Source organism: Streptococcus sp. 1032 (assembly GCF_013277015.1).
Classification (GTDB): domain Bacteria; phylum Bacillota; class Bacilli; order Lactobacillales; family Streptococcaceae; genus Streptococcus.
This window is the reverse complement of sequence record NZ_VMMD01000015.1, coordinates 116,212-138,285: the sequence shown is the minus strand read 5'-3', so window position 1 is coordinate 138,285 and position 22,074 is coordinate 116,212. Positions and strand designations below refer to the sequence as shown.

The window sequence follows — 22,074 nt, the reverse complement described above, 5'->3', positions numbered from 1 at the left end:
ATGCTGACAGATAGGAATTCTCTTAGGATATTGAAGGTTAGGGTCTAAAGTATGGTATACTATAAAGTAGATTAAATAGTAGACGAGAAAAGGAAAACTATGTACGAATATTTAAAAGGAATCATTACCAAAATCACTGCCAAATACATTGTCCTTGAAGTCAACGGTATCGGTTATATCTTGCATGTGGCCAATCCTTATGCCCACTCAGGTCAGGTTAATCAAGAAACTCAGATTTATGTGCACCAAGTTGTCCGTGAGGATGCCCATCTGCTTTATGGCTTTCGCTCAGAAGACGAAAAGAAGCTCTTTCTCAGTCTGATTTCGGTCTCTGGGATTGGTCCTGTATCGGCTCTTGCTATTATCGCTGCTGATGACAATGCTGGCTTGGTTCAAGCCATCGAAACCAAGAACATCACCTACTTGACCAAGTTCCCTAAAATTGGCAAGAAAACAGCCCAGCAGATGGTGCTGGACTTGGAAGGCAAGGTAGTAGTTGCAGGAGATGACCTGCCTGCCAAGGTGGCAGTGCAAACCAGCGCTGAAAACCAAGAATTGGAAGAAGCTATGGAAGCTATGTTGGCACTGGGCTACAAGGCGACCGAACTCAAGAAAATCAAAAAATTCTTTGAAGGAACGACAGATACAGCTGAGAACTATATCAAGTCGGCCCTTAAAATGTTGGTCAAATAGGAGCAGAGCATGACAAAACGTTGTTCGTGGGTCAAGATGACCAATCCGCTCTACATTGCCTATCATGATGAGGAGTGGGGCCAGCCCCTCCATGATGACCAAGCATTGTTTGAGTTGTTGTGTATGGAAACCTATCAGGCAGGCCTGTCTTGGGAAACGGTACTCAACAAACGCCAAGCTTTCCGAGAAGCCTTTCATAGCTATCAAATTCAAGCGGTCGCAGAGATGACCGACACTGAATTGGAAGCCTTGCTGGATAATCCATCCATCATTCGAAATAGAGCCAAGATTTTTGCTACACGCACTAACGCCCAAGCCTTTTTACGACTACAGGAAGACTATGGCTCTTTTGATGCCTATCTTTGGTCCTTTGTTGAGGGGAAAACGATCGTTAACGATGTTCCCGATTACCGCCAAGCCCCAGCTAAAACCCCCTTATCTGAGAAATTAGCCAAAGATCTCAAAAAACGAGGCTTCAAGTTCACAGGCCCAGTCGCCGTCTTGTCTTTTCTACAGGCTGCAGGCCTGGTTGATGACCATGAGAATGATTGTGAGTGGAAAAGCGGTCATTAGTGTGTACAGGTAACTAGCATATCTGAGAATAGAATATAGAAAAAAGCTGAGAAACTTTTCCCAGCTTTTTATATATACTATTAGATTTGTTAGAGTGAAGTCAAAAAAGTGATTCCACCTAAAATAACACCAGCTGAATTTGGAATGATTAGTATCCAATCCTTCTTAGGTTCCTTTGTCCATCCATAAATAACCCAGATTAAGCAAGATATAGCAGCTGATAAAGGTTGAAATGGTTGAGCTTTATTTCCCTGTAAATTAGCGATAATTTGAGGTATGTAGGCAATAAATACTATAATTCCAATAAAGGCACCAATAGAACCTACGATTCGATTAATTTTTTGTTTTGTCATATACACCTCCTTCAAAAGGATAACATAGAAATTAGCGAAATGCAATAAATTCAGATACAAATTGTAACGAAAACGAATACAAAAGCACAAAAATAGAGAAACTATTTATTTTTTGTTATAGTCAAAACGAATGACTTGTTCCTGTGCATCTACGTGGGCATGGACGCCAAAGGGGACAATTGCTCTTGGAGTTGCGTGGCCAACATTTAGATTATAGAGAATCGGGATATTGCTGTCAATAATATCCAATAGTGCCTCTTTATAGTCGCCATAGAAAGTTTCATCCATAGGTTTTCCGACCAGGAGTCCACTGATGACCTCGAATATCCCAGTGTTTTTTAAAGTCCGCAACATCTTTTTGAAGTCTTCTGGTTCAGGCTTTTCTTCGCTTGTTTCTAGCAAGAGGATTTTTCCTTCCCAGTCTGACAAGTCAGGGAAAAGTTTATATTTTTGGCAGAGCTCCGTGCTATCTGTGTATCGAGAGTTGTCAAAGATATCGTAGAGGGATTCGAGGCAACCACCGAGGATTTTTCCCTCGAACTGGGCATTTCCTTGCAACAACTCCAAACCAGTATTTGCATGACTGATACGATGTGTCCCCAGAGCCTTGGGACTAAAATCCGTTCGTTCCTCATACCAAACATTGCTAGGGCGGATTTCTGAAATTCTTCCAGTCTCAATCAATTCTTTAAAGTAGTGAAAGCTATAGGGCAACATCTCCTTGTCTAATTCACAAATGTCTGCTAAGAAGGATTGACCATAAAAAGTCTTGATTCCTAGTTTATGCAACATGAGATGGTTCATGGTTGTATCCGAGAAGCCAAGAAAAATTTTTTGTTTGATAACCTTTTGGAGTTGGTCATTTTCAAAAAGATAAGGTAGTAAGCGATAGGTATCGTCCCCACCGATGGCACATAGGATTATGTCGATGCTATTATCAGAAAAGGCATGAATCAAATCCTCTGCACGAGCTTCAGGATGGTCCTTGATAAAGTCTAATCCATTTAGCGAATGGGGCAAAAAGATAGTATTGAGTCCCAGGTTCTTGAGACGTTGGGTACCCAAGTTCACTTCGTGTTTGGCAAAGTCTTCTCCGATAATGCCACTAGATAAACTAACAATACCAATAGTAGAAATCATATCTCATCCTCCTAGAAATAGATTGAGCCTATTTTATCACAAAAGATAAGAGAACGCTATGTGGGATGTCAGAAGAATACTTTAAAATCAAAAAAGTAAGTGAAAAAGCAACCGCATCTGCAGTTGCTTTTATGATTCTTCTTAATAGCGTGTTGGTCCTGCACTTGCGCTGCGGATGTTCAAGCGTTTCTTGAGATAGAAGCGAAGGGCTAGGAGGGCTGCTCCAATAATAGCCAGTGGCAATGGAGCAAGTACTGGGTTAAGGCTAGCTGGTAGGAAGCTTGTTGCAAAGAAGACAAGCAACCAAAGGAACATAGAAGCTAGGATAACCAGTACAGATTTCCAGAAAGGTGGGCGTTGACTGCGGTCCATATCTGGTCCATAATATTGGTAAACAAAGTAGTACATCAAGTAGAAGGCAAATCCACCAACCAGTCCAACTAGCAGGAGAGTGACAAATCCATAGCCGAAAGCTTGATCTGCCGCAAAGAAGGTTGTGAGGGCGCTGACGAGGGCAAAGAGGCTAGTGATGAAAAGAGCTGAGTCCATAATCATGAGTTTTGGATCATCATTTTCTTTTGGATGCTCTTTTTCATATTGTTCCTTGACAGTGAAACTATGAGCCCAATGGGTCGGTGCGCCATAGAGGGAACGAGCAGTCGTACCCTTGGCTTGCTCTTCAAGGATTTGGGGAATAACTTCCTCAAAAATAGCCTTGATTTCAGCGTCTGTTTTTCCATCTTTGATGAATTGTTGGGTAGCGATGTGGACAAACTCTTGGTTTTTCTTGGTTAATTTTTGTAGATCAATCTGAGACATAGGAACTCCTCTTAGAACCATTTTTTATGGATGAGATAGAGAGTGAGCGAGACACTCATAGCAAAGGCGATAAAGACGATTAACCAGAAGGCATTTGGCTCTCCGTTTAGGGGGATTTCATTATCCTTAAAGTTCATCCCGTAGGCAGAAAAGACCATGGTTGGGATGGACATGACGATGGTCACAAGGGCCAAGGTTTTCATGATGTTGTTCTGGTTGTTAGAAATGATAGAGGCGAAGGTCTCTGTCATAGAATGCAAGACGTTTCCATAAATATCTGCCATCTCGATGGCCTGTTGGGTTTCAATCAGGGTATCTTCAAGCAGGTCTTCGTCTTCAAGGTATTTCTTGATATTGCTGGTTGAGCTGGTCAATTTCTTAATCACGCGCTCATTTGTTTTGAGGGAAGCCTTGAAATAGACGATGGTTTTTTCCAATTCCATGAGCTCAATCAATTCTTCATTACGAGTTGATTGATGCAGTTGACTTTCGATTTGTTCACTCTTACGGTCGATTGAACGAAGGGCTGTCAGGTAAAGCTCTGCATTGCGATAGAGAATCTGAAAGATAAAACGCGAACGCATGAAGGTGTAGAAATTACGCAATCGACGGTTGATAAAGACATCGAGGACCGGTAATGGTTCCAAACACGTAGTGATAATGGTTTCCTCGGTGATGATAATACCAAGCGGGATGGTTACGTAGTAGGTGCGGTTATTTCTTTCTTCTGTGACCGGCACGTCTACGATAATCAGGGTATACTCGTCTTCAATGGTAATACGAGACATTTCTTCCGCATCGAGCGGTGCTCGAAGGTCGGCGATATCAATATCGAAGGCGTTGGCGATTTCGAGTGATTCATTTTGAGTTGGATTAACGAGATTGATCCAAGTACCCGGTTCAAGCGTATCGATCTCTTTAAATTCAGTTGTTGTAGAGAGAAAAACTTGTTTCATATCCCTTATCCTTTCTCATTTTTCAGATTTTTTCACACCGTACTATTATACTACAAAATCGGCCTTTTGGGTAATAGAATCTCACTTTTTTTGGTATAATGGTAAGCAATAATGGACTAGAAAGAACAAAGATGCAAGATAAAATTGTCATTCATGGGGCGCGTGCCCATAATTTAAAAAATATTGATGTGGAGATTCCGCGAGACAAGCTGGTTGTAGTGACTGGCTTGTCAGGTTCAGGGAAATCCAGTCTGGCCTTTGATACCCTCTATGCGGAGGGACAACGTCGCTATGTAGAGAGTTTGTCAGCCTACGCTCGTCAATTCTTAGGAAATATGGAGAAGCCGGATGTAGATGCTATTGATGGTCTCAGCCCAGCTATTTCCATTGACCAAAAAACGACTAGTAAAAATCCTCGCTCGACGGTGGGAACAACGACTGAAATCAATGACTATCTGCGTCTCCTCTACGCACGTGTGGGGACGCCTTACTGTATCAACGGGCATGGAGCTATCAAGGCCTCTTCTGTGGAGCAAATCGTGGATAAGGTTTTAGAATTGCCTGAACGCCAGCGCTTGCAGATTTTGGCCCCTGTCATCCGCAAGAAAAAAGGCCAACATAAGAGTGTTATCGAGAAGGTTCAGAAAGATGGGTATGTTCGTGTCCGTGTGGATGGGGAAGTCTATGATGTGACCGAAGTGCCAGAGTTATCTAAGAGCAAGCAACACAATATTGATGTCGTGGTTGACCGTATTGTTATCAAGGAGGGTATCCGTAGTCGTCTCTTTGATTCCATTGAGGCTGCCCTTCGTATTGCAGAAGGTTATGTCATTATCGACACTATGGACGACTCTGAGTTGCTGTTCTCTGAGCATTATGCCTGTCCAGTTTGTGGTTTTACCGTACCAGAGTTAGAGCCTCGTCTCTTCTCCTTCAATGCTCCTTTTGGTTCTTGTAGTGAGTGTGACGGCTTGGGCATCAAGCTGGAGGTGGATACTGATTTGGTAGTACCAGATGCCAGCAAAACCTTACATGAGGGAGCCTTGGCTCCTTGGAATCCTATCTCATCCAACTACTATCCAAACATGCTAGAGCAGGCTATGACAGCTTTTGGAGTGGATATGGATAAGCCTTTTGAGGACTTGTCAGAAGAGGATAAGAACTTGATTCTCTATGGGTCAGATGGCAAGGAATTCCATTTCCACTATGAGAATGAATTTGGTGGCGTGCGTGATATCGACATTCCTTTTGAGGGAGTTGTCAATAATATCAAGCGTCGCTACCATGAGACCAATAGTGACTACACGCGCACCCAAATGCGCCTCTACATGAATGAGCTGACCTGCGGAACTTGTCACGGCTATCGTCTCAATGATCAGGCCTTGTCTGTCCGTGTGGGTGGCGAGCAAGGGCCACATATCGGAGAAATCTCAGATCTGTCTATCGCAGATCACTTGAACTTGGTAAGCCAGTTGACTCTATCTGAAAATGAAGCCATCATTGCTCGCCCTATTCTCAAGGAAATCAAGGATCGTTTGACCTTCCTTAATAACGTGGGTCTTAACTATCTAACCCTGTCACGTTCAGCAGGAACCCTTTCAGGTGGGGAAAGTCAGCGTATTCGATTGGCAACACAGATTGGTTCTAACCTATCAGGCGTCCTCTATATCCTAGATGAGCCGTCAATCGGTCTTCATCAGAGGGATAATGATCGCCTGATTGCCAGTCTCAAAAAGATGCGTGATTTGGGCAATACTCTCATTGTGGTGGAACACGACGAAGATACCATGCGTGAGGCGGATTATCTGATTGACGTTGGTCCCGGTGCCGGTGTTTTTGGTGGGGAGATTGTTGCTGCAGGTACTCCCAAGCAAGTGGCTCGCAACAGCAAGTCTATCACAGGTCAGTACTTGTCAGGCAAACGTGCCATTCCAGTGCCAGACGAGCGCCGTACCGGAAATGGTCGTTTTATCGAAGTGACAGGAGCGCGTGAGAACAACCTGCAAAATGTCACAGCTCGCTTTCCACTAGGAAAATTCATCGCAGTGACAGGTGTATCAGGTTCAGGGAAATCGACCTTAATCAACAGCATCCTCAAAAAAGCTATTGCTCAAAAACTTAACCGCAATTCAGACAAACCTGGTAAATTCAAAACCATCACAGGGATTGAGCATGTAGACCGCTTGATTGACATTGACCAGAGCCCAATCGGACGAACGCCTAGGTCCAACCCAGCTACCTATACAGGAGTTTTTGACGATATACGTGACCTCTTTGCTCAGACAAATGAAGCCAAGATTCGAGGCTACAAGAAGGGGCGTTTCAGTTTCAACGTCAAGGGTGGTCGTTGTGAAGCCTGCTCAGGTGATGGGATCATCAAGATTGAGATGCACTTCTTACCAGATGTTTATGTGGCTTGTGAAGTTTGCCACGGAACCCGTTACAACAGTGAAACCCTAGAAGTCCACTACAAGGAAAAAAATATCTCGCAGGTCTTGGATATGACCGTCAATGATGCGGTGGAATTCTTCCAACACATTCCAAAGATTCAACGTAAACTCCAGACCATCAAGGATGTGGGACTGGGCTATGTGACGTTAGGGCAGCCAGCTACTACCCTTTCTGGGGGAGAAGCCCAGCGTATGAAGCTGGCTAGTGAACTCCACAAACGGTCGACAGACAAGTCATTCTATATTCTGGATGAGCCGACGACAGGGCTTCATACCGAGGATATTGCTCGCTTGCTTAAAGTCTTGGCTCGCTTTGTAGATGATGGCAATACAGTCCTCGTCATTGAGCACAATCTAGATGTTATTAAGACTGCAGACCATATCATTGACCTAGGCCCAGAAGGTGGTGTCGGTGGTGGAACCATCATCGCAACAGGAACTCCAGAAGAAGTAGCTGCCAACGAAGCCAGCTACACAGGACATTATTTGAAAGGAAAATTAAAACATGAATAAACGTGTACAAGCATTTCTAGATAAAATGCAAGCAAAAGAATTGGATGGCATCATCATCAATAACCTCAAAAACGTCTATTATTTGACTGGTTTTTGGGGTTCAAATGGAACAGTCTTCATCAGTCGTGACCGCCAGGTCTTGGTGACAGATTCTCGCTATATCATTGCAGCCAAGCAAGAAACCAGTGATTTTGAGATTGTAGCAGACCGTGATGAATTGGCTGTCATTGCAGGAATTGTCAAGGATATGGGCTTGTCTAGAATCGGTTTTGAAGATGAGATTTCGGTCTCTTATTATCACCGTATGCAGGCAGCCTTTGAAGGAATTGACTTGCTTCCACAAACTCAGTTTGTCGAAGGTCTTAGAATGATTAAGGATGAAGCGGAGATTGCAGCTATTCGCAAGGCTTGTTCTATCTCAGACCAAGCTTTCCGCGACGCGCTTGACTTTATTAAGCCAGGAAAGACTGAAATTGAGATTGCCAACTTCCTTGACTTCCGCATGCGTGAGTTGGGAGCATCTGGCTTATCTTTTGACACAATTCTAGCTAGCGGTATCAACTCTTCCAAACCCCATGCCCATCCTATGCACAAACCAGTGGAGCTAGGAGAAGCCATTACAATGGACTTCGGTTGCCTTTATGACCACTATGTCAGTGATATGACACGGACTATCTATTTGGGGCATGTCAGCGACGAGCAAGCAGAGATTTACAATACGGTTTTGAAAGCCAACCAAGCCTTGATTGATCAGGCTAAGGCTGGCTTAGGTTTCCGTGACTTTGACAAAATCCCTCGTGATATTATCATTGAGGCAGGTTATGGCGACTACTTTACCCACGGTATTGGACACGGTATTGGACTGGATATCCATGAGGAACCATACTTTAGCCAGACTTCTACAGAAACTATTAAGGCAGGTATGGCCTTGACAGATGAGCCAGGTATCTATATCGAAGGCAAATATGGCGTTCGTATCGAGGATGATATCCTGATTACAGAGACAGGTTGTGAATTATTGACCCTTGCTCCAAAAGAGTTGATAGTTATTTAAGAGTTAAACAACTCAAATGATTGACTTTTAAATTTTAAAGGTTTATACTGAAAGACGAAAACGGTAGGTGAGGCTACCATAGGGATACGGATGACTACCGCAAAGCAGTGGAGACACTACTCGTTGGTCAACAGTCCTGGTCGCGAAGGCCAAGACTAAGCTCATTACATTGCCCTATGGAGTTAAAGCTTGAACGAAAAACAGATAATTAGTTTTTTAATCCTGCCATTTTATGGTGGGATTTTCTACTGTTTAAATCAAAGAAAGGAGATAAACGATGCAAATTGACGATCATCCGGAACCGCACATACACAGCCAATCGCTGATTTGTGTCGTTCTGCCCTTATAAAGTGATTGGTCTCTGTGTATGAAACACATCATTCATACAGATAGGAGAAACCAATGAAAACTACAAAAGAAAGATTAGCAACAGCTATTCATACATCTTTAAACGAAACTCTATCTTTTTATAAGACAAGTCTAACAGGCTTGACTGAGGAGCAGGTGGAGAAAAATCGTGACCTATATGGCGAAAATACCATCACAAAGGGTCAAGAAGACAGTATCCTCAAAAAGATTTACGAATCCATTATCAATCCTTTTACGATCATCTTACTGGTCATCGCCGTGATTTCCTTGGTGACCAATGTCTGGTTGGCAAAACCAGGTCAAGAGGATCCGACGACTTCTATTATCATCGTTGTCCTAGTCCTCATTTCTGGTGGCATACGCTTTGTCCAAGAACTCCGTAGTGATAAGGCTGCGACCAATCTATCAAAAATGATTGTCAACACAGCGACTGTCATTCGTCAAGGAGAAATCCAAGAAGTACCTATCGATGATTTGGTAGTGGGTGACGTGGTTAAATTAAGCGCTGGAGATATGATTCCAGCAGATCTTCTTTTATTTGAGTCGCGCGATTTCTTTGTACAACAGTCAGGCTTGACAGGTGAAAGTGAATCGGTTGAAAAATTGGCCTTGACCAAGGCAACAGTTCAACAATCTGATAGTCTGCTAGAAGCAGAAGCGCTCGCCTTTATGGGAACCAATGTCTTGTCTGGTAGTGCCAAGGCCGTGGTTTTAGCAGTTGGTGATGATACCATGATGGGGGCCATTGAGCAGACTTTGAACACCTATGACGAGCCTACTTCGTTTGAGCGGGAAATGAATAGTATTTCGTGGCTCTTGATTCGTTTGATGCTGGTCATGGTGCCCATCGTTTTCTTGTCCAATGGTTTAACAGATGGCGACTGGTTGGAAGCTGGCGTATTTGCTTTGAGTGTTGGTGTTGGGCTTACACCTGAGATGCTTCCTATGATCATCACGGCCAGTCTAGCAAAAGGCTCCATCATTATGGCCAAGGAAAAAGTGGTTATCAAGAAACTCAATGCCATACAGGACTTAGGGGCGATTGATATTTTGTGTACAGATAAGACAGGGACTCTAACCCAAGACGAAATTGTCCTTGAATATCCCTTGGACATCCACGGACGCTTGGATTTGACCGTCTTGAGACGAGCTTATCTCAATTCTTATTTTCAAACGGGCTTGAAAAATTTGATGGACAGAGCCATCATCAAACGGACTGAAAAGGAAGCAAAAGAACACGCCCTCTTGCAAAATCTGGCTCGAACTTTTCAAAAAATAGATGAGCTTCCCTTTGATTTTGAACGTAGACGTATGAGTGTTATCGTTAAGGATGAACACGAAGTTGTTAGTTTGGTAACCAAGGGTGCCCTAGAGGAAATGCTGACGATTTCCAGTTATGCGGAATACCAAGGAGTGATTACTCCCTTGACAGATGTTATTAGAGAAGAAATTTTAGCAGAAGTCAGACAACTAAATCAACAAGGTTTGCGTGTCTTGGGAGTGGCCTATAAGTCAGGTTTGAGGGAAGGTCATGCCTATACAGTTGATGACGAAGGGGACATGATTCTAACTGGTTATTTAGCCTTTCTAGATCCACCAAAACCATCTGCTGCACCAGCAATTAAGGCTCTGTTAGAACATGGAGTTCAAACAAAAATTTTGACGGGAGACAACGAAAAAGTTACCCAAGCAGTTTGTGAAAAGGTTGGTTTGGATATCAATCAGATGCTGTTGGGGTCCGAAATTGATCAGATGAGTGATCAAGAATTGGCTCAAGCCGTGGAGGAGGTAACAGTCTTTGCCAAACTTTCTCCTGACCAAAAAGCAAGGATTATTTTGCAATTTAAGACTAATGGTCATGCTGTAGGCTATATGGGGGATGGAATCAATGACGCTCCTTCTATGAAAGTTGCAGATGTGGGAATTTCTGTTGATACAGCAGTAGATATTGCTAAAGAAACAGCTGATGTTATCCTGCTTGATAAGGATCTCATGGTGCTTGAAAAAGGACTTGTTGAAGGGCGTAAGGTCTATGCCAATATGACCAAATATATCAAAATGACAGTGAGTTCTAATTTTGGAAATATCTTATCCCTATTGGTATCTGGAATCTTTTTGCCATTTTTACCAATGGCACCAGTCCATTTGATTATCCTAAATCTAGTCTATGATTTGTCTTGTATTGCCTTGCCTTTTGACAAGGTGGATAAAGATTTTTTGAGAAATCCGCATACTTGGGAAGCCAAGTCTATCACACGTTTCATGGTTTGGATGGGGCCTATCTCTTCTGCCTTTGATATTTTGACCTTTATTTTGCTCTATTTTATCATTGTACCCATGACGACAGGTCAAGCCTATGTTCATGGAGCGGAGTCTGCCGTAGGATTTATTGTCTTGTTTCAGACAGGTTGGTTTATCGAGTCCATGTGGTCACAGACCATGGTTATCCATATGCTGCGTTCAGCCAAAATTCCCTTTTTACAAAGTCGTCCAGCTTGGCTAGTTCTTGTGACAACCTTATTGGCTGCAGCCTTTGTGACCTTCCTTCCCTACAGTCCACTCGCAATCCTACTTCATCTAACCCCTTTAAAATCGATTTATTTCATCTTTTTACTTTTCATCATTATTTTGTATATGATTAGCGTGACAATTGTGAAAAAAATCTATATCAAGAAATATAAAGAATGGCTGTAAATTTCATTTTGTCAAGAAAAAAGTACGAAAATGACGAAAAAAGTCAAAAAAATTTAAAAATAGGTCGCAAGTCGGATGTTTTTTATGGTATAATAGACTAAACTGATAGTAACATGTAGCGAAAGGGGTAGGTACATGATTAAAATTTATACAGTCTCAAGTTGTACTAGCTGTAAAAAAGCAAAAACCTGGCTCAATGCCCACCAGTTAAGTTATAAAGAACAAAATCTTGGTAAAGAAGGAATTACGCGAGAAGAATTACTGGATATTCTAACCAAAACAGATAACGGAATAGCCAGCATCGTTTCATCTAAAAATCGCTATGCCAAAGCCCTTGGAGTGGATATCGAAGATTTGAGTGTCAATGAAGTCCTCAATCTGATTATGGAAACACCGAGAATTTTAAAGAGCCCAATCCTTGTAGATGAAAAACGCCTGCAAGTTGGCTACAAGGAAGACGATATTCGTGCCTTCCTACCACGCTCTGTCCGTAATGTAGAAAATGCAGAAGCACGTTTACGTGCAGCTCTATAAACATCAAGGCTGGGAGCAACTCCCAGTCTTATTTTAATTTCAAAAAGAAAGAAGAAAGAAATGAAAAAAATTGTTCTTGTTAGTCTAGCTTTCCTTTTTGTCCTGGTTGGTTGTGGACAGAAAAAAGAAACTGGACCAGCTACAAAAACAGAAAAGGATACGCTTCAGTCGGCATTGCCAGTTATTGAAAATGCTGAGAAGAATACAGTTGTAACCAAGATTTTGGTTTTGCCGAAATCAGATGATGGTAGCCAGCAAACCCAAACCATTACTTACAAAGACAAGACTTTTTTGAACCTAACCATCCAACAAAAACGTCCAGTCTCAGATGAGTTGAAGACTTATATTGACCAACATGGAGTGGAAGAAACTCAGAAAGCTCTTCTTGAGGCGGAGGAGAAGGATGAGGCTATCATAGCAGCTCGTAAATTAGCAGGCTTTAAGCTTGAAACAAAACTATTGAGTGCAACGGAACTTCAAACAACGACTAGTTTTGATTTTCAAGTTCTGGATGTCAAGAAGGCTTCTCAGTTAGAATATTTGAAGAACATTGGCTTGGAAAATCTTTTGAAAAATGAACCAAGCAAATATATTTCAGACAGATTGGCAAATGGTGCGACAGAACAATAGAAAATCCAAATAAATAGACTGCCTGAATTGTAGAACGTAAGGAATTATGCTATAATGGTACTATTCTAAGGAAAGAGGGTGTTAGAATGGGATTTACTGAAGAAACAGTACGTTTTAAATTGGACGATTCCAATAAAAAAGAAATTAGCGAAACTTTGACTGATGTCTATGCTTCGTTGAACGATAAGGGCTACAACCCAATCAACCAAATCGTAGGTTACGTATTGAGTGGAGACCCTGCCTACGTTCCTCGTTATAATAATGCACGAAATCAAATCCGTAAGTATGAGCGTGATGAAATCGTTGAGGAATTGGTCCGCTACTACCTTAAAGGACAAGGAGTCGATCTATAACCTATGAGAATTATGGGATTGGATGTCGGTTCAAAAACGGTAGGGGTGGCCATCAGTGATCCGCTCGGTTTTACAGCTCAAGGACTTGAAATTATCCAAATCAATGAGGAGCAAGGGCAATTTGGTTTTGACCGCGTTAAGGAGTTGGTTGATACGTACAAGGTGGAACGATTTGTAGTGGGCTTGCCTAAAAACATGAACAATACAAGCGGACCGCGCGTGGAAGCTAGTCAAGCCTACGGAGCGAAGTTAGAAGAACTTTTTGGTTTACCAGTAGACTATCAGGATGAACGCTTGACAACAGTGGCTGCTGAGCGCATGTTGATTGAACAAGCAGATATCAGCCGTAACAAGCGCAAGAAAGTCATTGATAAGTTAGCAGCTCAGCTGATTTTACAAAATTATTTAGATAGAAAATTTTAATATAAAGGAGAGGCTATGTCACACGATCATAACCACGACCACGAAGAACGTGAACTCATCACACTAGTAGATGAGCAAGGGAATGAAACCTTGTTTGAAATCCTTTTGACGATTGATGGAAAAGAAGAATTTGGTAAAAACTATGTTCTGCTAGTACCAGTTAACGCAGAAGAAGATGAAGACGGACAAGTTGAAATCCAAGCTTACTCATTCATCGAAAACGAAGATGGAACAGAAGGCGAATTGCAACCAATCCCAGAAGACTCAGAAGACGAATGGAACATGATTGAAGAAGTCTTTAACAGCTTTATGGAGGAGTAAACACGTCCAGTGGATGTGTTTAGCCCTGCGCTAGAAATTAGAAACGCAGGCACATCCAGTGAACATTTTTACCCCAGTTCCTTTAAATAAGAGAGAACTGGTAAATCTGGGAGACTGTATCAGCCCAACTCCCAGAAATTGGGAAGAGTTGGAATGTCCTGTGGACGTTTTTAGCCCAAGTTAATATTCATAGTTGCTAGTGATTAGCTAACCAGGTAAGAGGTCGGGACGAAAATCCTGACCTCATTTTTTGTTATCTACGGAATTTTGCTAGATAATTGATTAGACTTTTGTCAAGGAGATGTATATGTTTGAAGTAGAAGAATGGCTCCATAGTCGGATTGGTTTGAATTTTCGATCAGGTTTGGGCCGAATGCAAGAAGCGGTGGATTTGTTAGGAAATCCTGAGCAGTCTTACCCTATTATCCACGTAACAGGGACTAATGGGAAAGGATCTACCATTGCTTTTATGAGGGAGTTATTTATGGGGCATGGCAAAAAAGTTGCGACCTTTACCTCCCCTCATATCGTCTCTATCAATGATCGAATCTGCATTAATGGGCAACCTATAGCAGACACAGACTTCATCCGTTTGGCCGAGCAGGTCAAGGAGATGGAGAAAACGCTTCTGCAAACCCATGATCAGTTGTCCTTTTTTGAATTGCTGACCTTGATTGCTTTTCTCTATTTTAGGGAGCAAGAGGTGGACTTGGTTTTATTAGAAGTGGGAATTGGCGGCTTACTTGACACGACCAATGTGGTAACTGGAGAGATTGCTGTCATCACCTCCATGGGGCTTGACCATCAGGAGACCTTGGGCGATAGTCTAAAAGCAATCGCAGAGCAGAAAGCTGGTATTTTCAAGGCTGGGAAGAAGGCAGTGATTGCGAAATTGCCTCCAGAAGCTAGGCTTGTCTGTCAGAAAAAAGCCGAATCTTTAGCTGTTGACCTTTATCAGGCGGGCCAAGATTTTTCAATGCTGAATGGGGATTTTTCAAGTTCTTTGGGAACTTTTTCACAGTTGAAAATAGGTTTAGAAGGAGCTTATCAGCAGGAAAATGCGGCCTTGGCGTTGCAAACTTTTCTTATCTTTATGAGGGAAGAAAAGGAAGCTGTTGATGAGCAAGCTGTAAGACAGGCATTGGAGAAGACCTGTTGGGCTGGCCGTTTGGAGCGTATTCGTCCTCGGATATACTTGGACGGTGCCCATAACCTCCCTGCCTTGACTCGCTTGGTTGAATTTATCAAAGAAAAAGAGCAGGAAGGTTATCGTCCCCAAATCCTCTTTGGGGCCTTGAAACGCAAGGATTATCAGGGAATGTTGAGTTATCTGACTGAAAATTTACCTCAGGTGGAACTCAAGGTGACTGGTTTTGACTATCAAGGTTCTCTGGACGAGACAGATGTAACAGGTTACGATGTAATTCCCTCTTACCGAGAATTTATTAGCAGTTTTGAAGAAAGAGCAGATGCTCAGGATTTGTTATTCATTACAGGATCTCTCTATTTTATCTCAGAAGTACGGGGCTACCTGCTGGATCGTGAGCAGATAAATTGACCTCTTCTTTTGTCTTTGTTATACTAGATGAATTGCTGGCTAAGGAAAAATCTATTTCTTTAGCATGGCAAGAGAAAGGACATTTATTATGACATTCAAAACAGCAGCACTTTCTATTATTTCTTTAGCGAGTGTATCTTTGCTAGTTGCTTGTTCCCAAAGAACACAACCAGTTCAACAGCCTGTGGCTCAGCAGCAGGTCCAACAACCTGCTCAACAACCTGCTCAACAGAATACCAATACTGCAAATGCAGGGACTAATCAAAATCAAGCGGCTCCAGTACAGAACCAACCTGTTGCTCAACCGACTGATATTGATGGGACTTATACAGGCCAAGATGATGGAGACCGTATCACTTTAGTGGTCACTGGAACGACTGGTACGTGGACTGAGCTCGAATCTGACGGGGATCAGAAAGTCAAACAGGTTACATTTGATGCAGCAAATCAACGCATGATTATTGGCGATGATGTCAAAATTTACACTGTAAACGGTAATCAAATCATCGTAGATGATATGGATAGAGACCCATCGGACCAAATCGTTTTAACTAAATAAGACTATGCAAGTAGGAAGGGCTGGATTTTTCAGCCTTTTTACTTTTACCTAGAAAATAATCATAAATACTTGCCTTCTGTCGAATACCTGAGTTATACTAGTATCAATTACTTGTTTTTAGCATTCATACTCTTCGAAAATCAAATTCAAACCGCGTCAACGTCGCCTTGCCGTACTCAAGTACAGCCTGCGGCTAGTTTCCTAGTTTGCTCTTTGATTTTCATTGAGTATCAAAATATCAAGGAGGGGATATGAAATATAGAAAATTTCAATTATTGATGTCCAAGTATGGCTTTAGTCTTTCGATTATGCTACTTGAACTTTGTCTGGTTTTTGGTCTCTTTCTTTATTTAGGACGCATGGCTCCCATTTTATGGATTACTGTCCTCATTCTACTGAGTATCATCACAATCATTTCGATAGTCAACCGTAATACGACTCCTGAGAATAAGGTAACCTGGTTATTAGTAGCCTTTGTACCAGTATTTGGCCCCCTGCTCTATCTGATGTTTGGGGAAAGGCGATTGTCCAAAAAAGAAATCAAACAACTGAAGAAGCTAGGCTCCATGCATTTCCAAGAAGCAAATAGCCAGCTACTAAAAGAGGAATTAAAAGAAAGTGACAAGGCAGCTTATGGCGTCATCAAGTCCTTGTTGAGTATGGATACCAATGCTGATGTCTATGATCAAACTGCCTCTACATTTTTTCCTAACGGAGAAGCTATGTGGAAAAAGATGGTAGAAGATCTTAAAAAGGCTGAGAAATTTATCTTCTTGGAATATTACATTATAGAAGAAGGTTTGATGTGGAATCGTATCCTAGAAATCTTGGAGCAAAAGGTCGCTCAAGGCATTGAAGTTAAACTGCTCTATGATGATATTGGCTGTATGGCTACTTTAACAGGAGATTATGCACATCGACTTCGTCAGCTGGGCATCGAGGCCCATAAATTCAATAAAGTTATTCCTCGTTTGACAGTAGCCTATAATAACAGAGATCATAGAAAAATATTGATTGTTGATGGTCAGATAGCCTATACTGGTGGGGTCAATCTGGCAGATGAGTATATTAACCACGTCGAGAGATTTGGTTATTGGAAGGATAGTGGAATTCGCTTAGACGGACTAGCGGTAAAAGCTCTGACACGCTTATTTTTAACCACTTGGTACATCAATCGAGGAGAGATTAGTGATTTTGATCAATATCATTTAGAAAATCATTCTATCCCAAGTGACGGTTTAACCATTCCATACGGAAGTGGACCCAAGCCAATTTTTCGAACGCAGGTAGGGAAAAAGGTTTATCAGAGTTTGATCAATCAAGCAACGGAATCGGTCTATATTACGACACCTTATTTGATCATAGACTATGATTTAACGGAGACAATCAAAAATGCTGCTATGAGAGGGGTCGATGTTCGGATTGTTACCCCTTACATACCAGATAAGAAGTTCATTCAGTTAGTCACAAGAGGCGCTTATCCAGACCTTCTTTCTGCTGGTGTTCGAATTTATGAGTATAGTCCAGGTTTTATTCATAGTAAGCAGATGTTGGTAGACGAAGATTTTGCGGTGGTGGGGACAATCAATCTCGACTACCGAAGCTTGGTACACCATTATGAAAATGCAGTCTTACTCTATAAAACTCCCTCTATAATGGAAATCGCCCGAGATTTTCAAAATATATTTGCAGATTCTCAGGAAGTTTATCCCCATTCTATCAAAACGAGCTGGTATCAAAAACTTGTAAAAGAAATCGCCCAGTTATTCGCCCCAATCTTATAAGAAATCTAGGACTTAGGAAATGACCGAGTCCTCTTTTTCTTGCTTTTTACGAATAGAAAGATATAGGGGAGGGACGATGCTGACTCAGAAAGAATTGGATTATATCATAACATTTAAACAGACACATTTACACCGTTTTCGGGAAATTGAAACCTTTGTGAAACTATGCAAAAAATCACTCAAACAGCCATCGCAAGCTGACAATCCTAGGACTTTTTGATATACTAAGACAGATAAATTGAATAGGAGAAACGATATGAGTGTGTATGGTAGAGTAGAAGAAGTTCATCAGGAGAATCGTGAACCTCTAGAATACCAAATCAAACAAGAATCGCATCATCGTGAATCAAGTCGTCTTCCTTTGGTGAAAATTTTACTATGGAGTACGCTTGTAACGGGGATAACTCTAGGAGTACCGCTATTACTCGATTTAATGAGTGCACAGGAAGTGCAGGATTTTTATACAGGTTGGGCCCTTCATCAGGCAGGGAAGATTTACAGCGATTATTATGGAAGTCAAGGTTTGCTTTATTATTTGCTGACTTACGTGACTCAGGGCGGATTTTTCTTTGCCATCTTTGAGTGGTTAGCCTTGGTAGCAGGAGGATTTTTCCTCTTTAGATCAGCGGATACCTTGACAGAGCAAGGAGAGCAAGCTGGACAAGTGGTGACTATTTTTTACATGCTAGTTACAGGTCTTGCTTTTGGTGGAGGCTATGCGACTCTTTTAGCGCTTCCTTTCTTATTCGCGGCCTTTAGTTTAGTTGCGGCTTATCTAAGCAATCCAAGCCATGATAAGGGATTTATACGGATTGGGCTGGCTTTGGCGGGAGGATTTTTCTTTGCCCCCTTGTCATCGCTCCTGTTTATTGCTGTAGTGAGTTTAGGCTTGTTGGTCTTTAACCTTGGGCATAGACGCTTTGCGCATGGGTTTTATCAGTTTCTTGCAGTGGCTTTAGGTTTTTCACTTATCTTTTATCCAACTGCCTACTATAGTGTTGCAACAGGAAGTTTTGGGGATGCCATTAGTGGTATTCGTTATCCTATTGACAGTATTAGCTTTGATTTCACTTCTAAAATTTTAGAGAATATGGCTTTTTATGGCTTGTTGTCCCTTGGTTTGGGATTTGTGGTTTGTATCTTTTTAGGTCTCTTTCAATCCAAGCCCTCTAAACTATACGTCATTTCGGTTCCTGCAAGTCTTGTGACAATTTTAGGTTTGATTTTGCTTTTCTTTTCACAAGAGCCTCTGCACGCTTCTTATTTGATGGTCGTCTTCCCTGTTTTCCTACTTTTATTGGTAACCAATATTAAGAGTCAACAGAGGGGGCGTAGTGTTAGAAGAAGACGAAGAGAAACGCCAGTTAGCCTATGGAGTCGTTTTTTTAAAGGAAATCTATATCTGCCAGTTTTAGGGCTTGTCTATCTTTTGACTGTTCCTTTTTTGATGAAGTTTGTCCTTTATCCGGTACCTTATCAAGAACGTAATCGTCTTGCTGATTTGGTAAAAGAGGAGACAAATACGGAAGATGCTATCTATGCATGGGATGATACTGCGACTCTTTATCGTAAGAGTGAGCGCTTGTCGCCATCGGCGATTTTGTCTCCCGTGCACTATACAGCAACTGAGGAAAACCGGAATAAGCTACTCAATGACTTGAAAGAAAAACAACCTAAGGTGATTGTGGTGAATGACAAGGTGCCAGTCTGGTCTGAAGTGGAAACACTCTTAAAAGAAAATTACCAACCAGTAAAGACGGATTACTCAGAGTTTAAAGTCTATAAAATTAAATAACCAAATCAATATCTTGTGTATTTTTAAAAATTTTAGGATTTTTAACACAAGATATTGATTTTTCTTTTTAGAGTGGTATAATACTTTTTAGAAAGAACATTTTAGAAAAGAGAATGCATATGATTGCACTAGAAGAAAAAATTACAATTTTGCCAACTCTCTTCGTCGAGAAACGAGATGGGAGACGTGTTGTATTTGATGTGGACAAGATTGACAAGGCTCTCCACAAGGCGGCAGACAAGGTTATGGATGTGACACCCTTGGTCGAAAAACGCCTCAATGCTCTGACCGAGCGAATTGTCACAGAAATTCATAGTCGCTTTCCACAGGGGGTTAAGATTTACGAAATTCAAAATATTGTAGAACATGAACTCCTTGAAGCCAAAGAATATGCGCTGGCTGAGGAGTATATTACTTATCGGACGCAGAGGGATTTTGAGCGCTCAAAAGCGACAGATATTAACTTTAGTATCCATAAACTACTCAACAAAGACCAAGCAGTTGTCAATGAAAATGCTAATAAAGACAGCGATGTCTTTAATACCCAGCGTGATTTGACAGCAGGGATTGTTGGGAAATCAATCGGACTGCAAATGCTGCCTAAGCACGTAGCCAATGCCCACCAAAAGGGAGATATCCACTATCACGATTTGGACTACAGCCCCTATACCCCTATGACCAACTGCTGTTTGATTGACTTTAAAGGTATGTTGGAAAATGGTTTTAAGATTGGAAATGCAGAGGTAGAAAGTCCCAAGTCTATCCAGACTGCGACAGCTCAGATTTCCCAAATTATCGCCAACGTTGCTTCTAGCCAGTACGGTGGCTGTTCAGCTGACCGTATCGATGAAGTTTTGGCGCCTTATGCAGAGAAGAACTATCAAAAACATCTCAAAGATGCAGAAGAGTGGGTATTGCCTGAAAAACGAGAAGATTATGCCTGGAAGAAAACCCAAAAAGACATCTATGATGCCATGCAATCTCTTGAGTATGAAATCAATACTCTCTTCACTTCAAATGGACAAACACCTTTTACTTCGCTAGGTTTTGGTATGGGAACCAGTCGTTTTGAACGAGAAATTCAAAAAGCTATTTTAAACATTCGCATCAAGGGGCTTGGTTCGGAGCATCGTACAGCCATCTTCCCTAAGCTCATCTTTACGCTGAAAAGAGGCCTTAACTTGGAAGAAGGGACTCCCAACTACGACATTAAGCAGTTGGCTCTTGAGTGTGCAACCAAGCGGATGTACCCAGATGTTTTGTCCTATGATAAGATTATCGAGTTGACAGGTTCTTTCAAAGTTCCTATGGGATGTCGTTCGTTCCTTCAAGGATGGAAGGATGAAAATGGTGTAGAAGTCAATTCAGGTCGGATGAATCTAGGCGTTGTGACGGTTAACCTGCCTCGTATTGCCCTCGAGTCTGAGGGCGACATGAATAAGTTCTGGGAAATCTTCAACGAGCGTATGAATATCGCTGAGGATGCTCTGGTTTACCGTGTCGAACGAACCAAGGAAGCGACACCGGCAAATGCTCCTATTCTTTATCAGTACGGTGCTTTTGGCCATCGTCTAGGTAAAGAAGAGAGTGTTGACCAGCTCTTTAAGAATCGTCGTGCAACCGTTTCGCTGGGCTATATCGGCTTGTATGAAGTAGCGACAGTTTTCTTTGGAAATAGCTGGGAACACAATCCAGAAGCCAAGGAATTCACGCTAGACATCATTCGAGATATGAAACGCCGTGTAGAAGAGTGGTCAGACCAATATGGTTATCATTTCTCTATCTACTCAACACCGTCCGAAAGCTTGACAGACCGTTTCTGTCGATTAGATACAGACAAGTTTGGCTCTATTCCTGATATCACAGACAAGGAATACTACACCAACTCTTTCCACTACGATGTTCGTAAAAATCCAACACCGTTTGAAAAATTGGACTTTGAGAAAGTCTATCCAGAAGCAGGTGCGTCAGGTGGTTTCATCCATTATTGTGAGTATCCAGTTCTTCAACAAAATCCTAAGGCCCTGGAAGCTGTCTGGGACTATGCCTATGACCGTGTGGGATATTTGGGGACCAATACACCAATAGACCGTTGCTACAAGTGTGACTTTGAAGGGGATTTTGAACCAACTGAGAGGGGCTTTGCTTGTCCAAACTGTGGCAATAGCGATCCTAAAACAGTAGACGTTGTTAAACGGACTTGTGGCTATTTAGGTAATCCTCAAGCGAGACCTATGGTCAATGGGCGTCACAAGGAAATCGCAGCGCGTGTCAAACATATGAATGGTTCAACGATTAAAATAGCTGGGCATCAAGTAACAAATTAGAAAGAAATGAAATGGGAAAATATCAATTAGACGATAAGGGGCGTGCACAAGTGACCCGTTATCACGAGAAACACTCTAAAGGTGGAGCTGGTAAAAAAGAACGCTTGCTCAACCTCAAAGAACAATTTTTAAACAAGAATAAGAAAAAATAAAAGTGATACTCAATGAAAATCAAA

The 22,074-nt window shown here is 41.8% G+C and carries 20 protein-coding genes and 1 riboswitch; of the genes, 16 read left to right on the top strand and 4 right to left on the bottom strand.

Annotation, left to right across the window (positions count from 1 at the left end):
- The first annotated feature begins 99 nt into the window (after positions 1-99).
- Both ruvA and HT711_RS05295 read left to right on the top strand, forming a co-directional pair.
- On the top strand, positions 100-693 hold the full coding sequence (ruvA, locus tag HT711_RS05300) for a Holliday junction branch migration protein RuvA (RefSeq protein ID WP_173249802.1): 594 nt from the start codon (positions 100-102) through the stop codon (positions 691-693).
- A 9-nt stretch (positions 694-702) separates the two neighbouring features.
- Entirely contained in the window at positions 703-1,266 is a 564-nt protein-coding gene (locus tag HT711_RS05295; RefSeq protein WP_000166599.1) for a DNA-3-methyladenine glycosylase I, read from the top strand.
- 89 nt (positions 1,267-1,355) lie between these two features.
- Here HT711_RS05295 and HT711_RS05290 read toward each other — a convergent pair whose 3' ends face one another.
- The 4 genes from HT711_RS05290 to HT711_RS05275 all read right to left on the bottom strand — a co-directional run bounded on the left by HT711_RS05290 (position 1,356) and on the right by HT711_RS05275 (position 4,534).
- Positions 1,356-1,619, bottom strand: coding sequence for a SemiSWEET family transporter (locus HT711_RS05290; RefSeq protein ID WP_000166114.1), 264 nt, complete (start codon positions 1,617-1,619; stop codon positions 1,356-1,358).
- 105 nt (positions 1,620-1,724) lie between these two features.
- Positions 1,725-2,759 carry a S66 peptidase family protein gene (locus HT711_RS05285; protein ID WP_173249801.1) on the bottom strand — a complete coding sequence of 345 codons (1,035 nt, stop codon included), beginning with the start codon at positions 2,757-2,759 and terminating at the stop codon, positions 1,725-1,727.
- Positions 2,760-2,900: 141 nt separating this feature from the next.
- Positions 2,901-3,578, bottom strand: coding sequence for a DUF1129 domain-containing protein (locus HT711_RS05280; protein WP_000078011.1), 678 nt, complete (start codon positions 3,576-3,578; stop codon positions 2,901-2,903).
- Positions 3,579-3,589: 11 nt separating this feature from the next.
- The gene (locus tag HT711_RS05275; protein ID WP_000815623.1) at positions 3,590-4,534 is read right to left on the bottom strand and encodes a magnesium transporter CorA family protein; all 945 of its coding nucleotides are present in this window, start codon (positions 4,532-4,534) and stop codon (positions 3,590-3,592) included.
- Positions 4,535-4,665: 131 nt separating this feature from the next.
- Here HT711_RS05275 and uvrA point away from each other — a divergent pair, with 131 nt between their 5' ends.
- From uvrA to HT711_RS05205, 14 genes are all read left to right on the top strand, one after another.
- Positions 4,666-7,497: an excinuclease ABC subunit UvrA gene (uvrA, locus tag HT711_RS05270; RefSeq protein WP_173249800.1), complete on the top strand. Its 2,832-nt coding sequence runs from the start codon at positions 4,666-4,668 to the stop codon at positions 7,495-7,497.
- Positions 7,490-8,551 carry a Xaa-Pro peptidase family protein gene (locus HT711_RS05265; protein ID WP_173249799.1) on the top strand — a complete coding sequence of 354 codons (1,062 nt, stop codon included), beginning with the start codon at positions 7,490-7,492 and terminating at the stop codon, positions 8,549-8,551. The genes uvrA and HT711_RS05265 overlap by 8 nt, the downstream gene beginning before the upstream one ends.
- Before the next feature lie 57 nt (positions 8,552-8,608).
- A riboswitch (M-box (ykoK) riboswitch) is annotated at positions 8,609-8,759 on the top strand.
- Positions 8,760-8,953: 194 nt separating this feature from the next.
- Positions 8,954-11,614 (top strand): magnesium-translocating P-type ATPase, encoded by a 2,661-nt coding sequence (gene mgtA, locus HT711_RS05260; protein ID WP_173234712.1) that lies wholly within the window; start codon positions 8,954-8,956, stop codon positions 11,612-11,614.
- Between the two features lie 135 nt (positions 11,615-11,749).
- A complete protein-coding gene (gene spx / locus HT711_RS05255; protein ID WP_000591165.1) occupies positions 11,750-12,148 on the top strand; it encodes a transcriptional regulator Spx in 399 nt (132 codons plus the stop codon).
- A gap of 60 nt (positions 12,149-12,208) precedes the next feature.
- Positions 12,209-12,778: an SP0191 family lipoprotein gene (locus HT711_RS05250; RefSeq protein WP_173234710.1), complete on the top strand. Its 570-nt coding sequence runs from the start codon at positions 12,209-12,211 to the stop codon at positions 12,776-12,778.
- 86 nt (positions 12,779-12,864) lie between these two features.
- Entirely contained in the window at positions 12,865-13,131 is a 267-nt protein-coding gene (locus HT711_RS05245) for an IreB family regulatory phosphoprotein (protein WP_000507059.1), read from the top strand.
- 3 nt (positions 13,132-13,134) lie between these two features.
- Positions 13,135-13,554 (top strand): Holliday junction resolvase RuvX, encoded by a 420-nt coding sequence (gene ruvX, locus HT711_RS05240; protein WP_004239076.1) that lies wholly within the window; start codon positions 13,135-13,137, stop codon positions 13,552-13,554.
- A gap of 15 nt (positions 13,555-13,569) precedes the next feature.
- Positions 13,570-13,875 (top strand): DUF1292 domain-containing protein, encoded by a 306-nt coding sequence (locus tag HT711_RS05235; RefSeq protein WP_000017620.1) that lies wholly within the window; start codon positions 13,570-13,572, stop codon positions 13,873-13,875.
- A 307-nt stretch (positions 13,876-14,182) separates the two neighbouring features.
- Positions 14,183-15,433, top strand: coding sequence for a folylpolyglutamate synthase/dihydrofolate synthase family protein (locus tag HT711_RS05230; RefSeq protein WP_173234708.1), 1,251 nt, complete (start codon positions 14,183-14,185; stop codon positions 15,431-15,433).
- 88 nt (positions 15,434-15,521) lie between these two features.
- A complete protein-coding gene (locus tag HT711_RS05225) occupies positions 15,522-15,992 on the top strand; it encodes an SP_0198 family lipoprotein (protein WP_240148985.1) in 471 nt (156 codons plus the stop codon).
- Between the two features lie 251 nt (positions 15,993-16,243).
- Positions 16,244-17,776, top strand: a complete 1,533-nt coding sequence (gene cls / locus HT711_RS05220; RefSeq protein WP_000877327.1) for a cardiolipin synthase — start codon at positions 16,244-16,246, stop codon at positions 17,774-17,776.
- A 256-nt stretch (positions 17,777-18,032) separates the two neighbouring features.
- Complete coding sequence (locus tag HT711_RS05215) at positions 18,033-19,571, top strand: damage-inducible protein CinA (RefSeq protein WP_173234705.1); 1,539 nt, start codon at positions 18,033-18,035, stop codon at positions 19,569-19,571.
- Positions 19,572-19,690: 119 nt separating this feature from the next.
- Positions 19,691-21,898, top strand: coding sequence for an anaerobic ribonucleoside-triphosphate reductase (gene nrdD, locus HT711_RS05210; protein ID WP_173234704.1), 2,208 nt, complete (start codon positions 19,691-19,693; stop codon positions 21,896-21,898).
- An 11-nt stretch (positions 21,899-21,909) separates the two neighbouring features.
- Positions 21,910-22,050, top strand: a complete 141-nt coding sequence (locus tag HT711_RS05205; RefSeq protein WP_000521615.1) for a hypothetical protein — start codon at positions 21,910-21,912, stop codon at positions 22,048-22,050.
- Positions 22,051-22,074 lie beyond the last annotated feature (24 nt).

Bases quoted from the DNA above. Each gene is read 5' to 3' on its own strand.
- ruvA (WP_173249802.1), top strand. From the start codon at position 100: ATGTACGAATATTTAAAAGGAATCATTACCAAAATCACTGCCAAATAC.
- HT711_RS05295 (WP_000166599.1), top strand. From the start codon at position 703: ATGACAAAACGTTGTTCGTGGGTCAAGATGACCAATCCGCTCTACATT.
- HT711_RS05290 (WP_000166114.1), bottom strand. From the start codon at position 1,619: ATGACAAAACAAAAAATTAATCGAATCGTAGGTTCTATTGGTGCCTTT.
- HT711_RS05285 (WP_173249801.1), bottom strand. From the start codon at position 2,759: ATGATTTCTACTATTGGTATTGTTAGTTTATCTAGTGGCATTATCGGA.
- HT711_RS05280 (WP_000078011.1), bottom strand. From the start codon at position 3,578: ATGTCTCAGATTGATCTACAAAAATTAACCAAGAAAAACCAAGAGTTT.
- HT711_RS05275 (WP_000815623.1), bottom strand. From the start codon at position 4,534: ATGAAACAAGTTTTTCTCTCTACAACAACTGAATTTAAAGAGATCGAT.
- uvrA (WP_173249800.1), top strand. From the start codon at position 4,666: ATGCAAGATAAAATTGTCATTCATGGGGCGCGTGCCCATAATTTAAAA.
- HT711_RS05265 (WP_173249799.1), top strand. From the start codon at position 7,490: ATGAATAAACGTGTACAAGCATTTCTAGATAAAATGCAAGCAAAAGAA.
- mgtA (WP_173234712.1), top strand. From the start codon at position 8,954: ATGAAAACTACAAAAGAAAGATTAGCAACAGCTATTCATACATCTTTA.
- spx (WP_000591165.1), top strand. From the start codon at position 11,750: ATGATTAAAATTTATACAGTCTCAAGTTGTACTAGCTGTAAAAAAGCA.
- HT711_RS05250 (WP_173234710.1), top strand. From the start codon at position 12,209: ATGAAAAAAATTGTTCTTGTTAGTCTAGCTTTCCTTTTTGTCCTGGTT.
- HT711_RS05245 (WP_000507059.1), top strand. From the start codon at position 12,865: ATGGGATTTACTGAAGAAACAGTACGTTTTAAATTGGACGATTCCAAT.
- ruvX (WP_004239076.1), top strand. From the start codon at position 13,135: ATGAGAATTATGGGATTGGATGTCGGTTCAAAAACGGTAGGGGTGGCC.
- HT711_RS05235 (WP_000017620.1), top strand. From the start codon at position 13,570: ATGTCACACGATCATAACCACGACCACGAAGAACGTGAACTCATCACA.
- HT711_RS05230 (WP_173234708.1), top strand. From the start codon at position 14,183: ATGTTTGAAGTAGAAGAATGGCTCCATAGTCGGATTGGTTTGAATTTT.
- HT711_RS05225 (WP_240148985.1), top strand. From the start codon at position 15,522: ATGACATTCAAAACAGCAGCACTTTCTATTATTTCTTTAGCGAGTGTA.
- cls (WP_000877327.1), top strand. From the start codon at position 16,244: ATGAAATATAGAAAATTTCAATTATTGATGTCCAAGTATGGCTTTAGT.
- HT711_RS05215 (WP_173234705.1), top strand. From the start codon at position 18,033: ATGAGTGTGTATGGTAGAGTAGAAGAAGTTCATCAGGAGAATCGTGAA.
- nrdD (WP_173234704.1), top strand. From the start codon at position 19,691: ATGATTGCACTAGAAGAAAAAATTACAATTTTGCCAACTCTCTTCGTC.
- HT711_RS05205 (WP_000521615.1), top strand. From the start codon at position 21,910: ATGGGAAAATATCAATTAGACGATAAGGGGCGTGCACAAGTGACCCGT.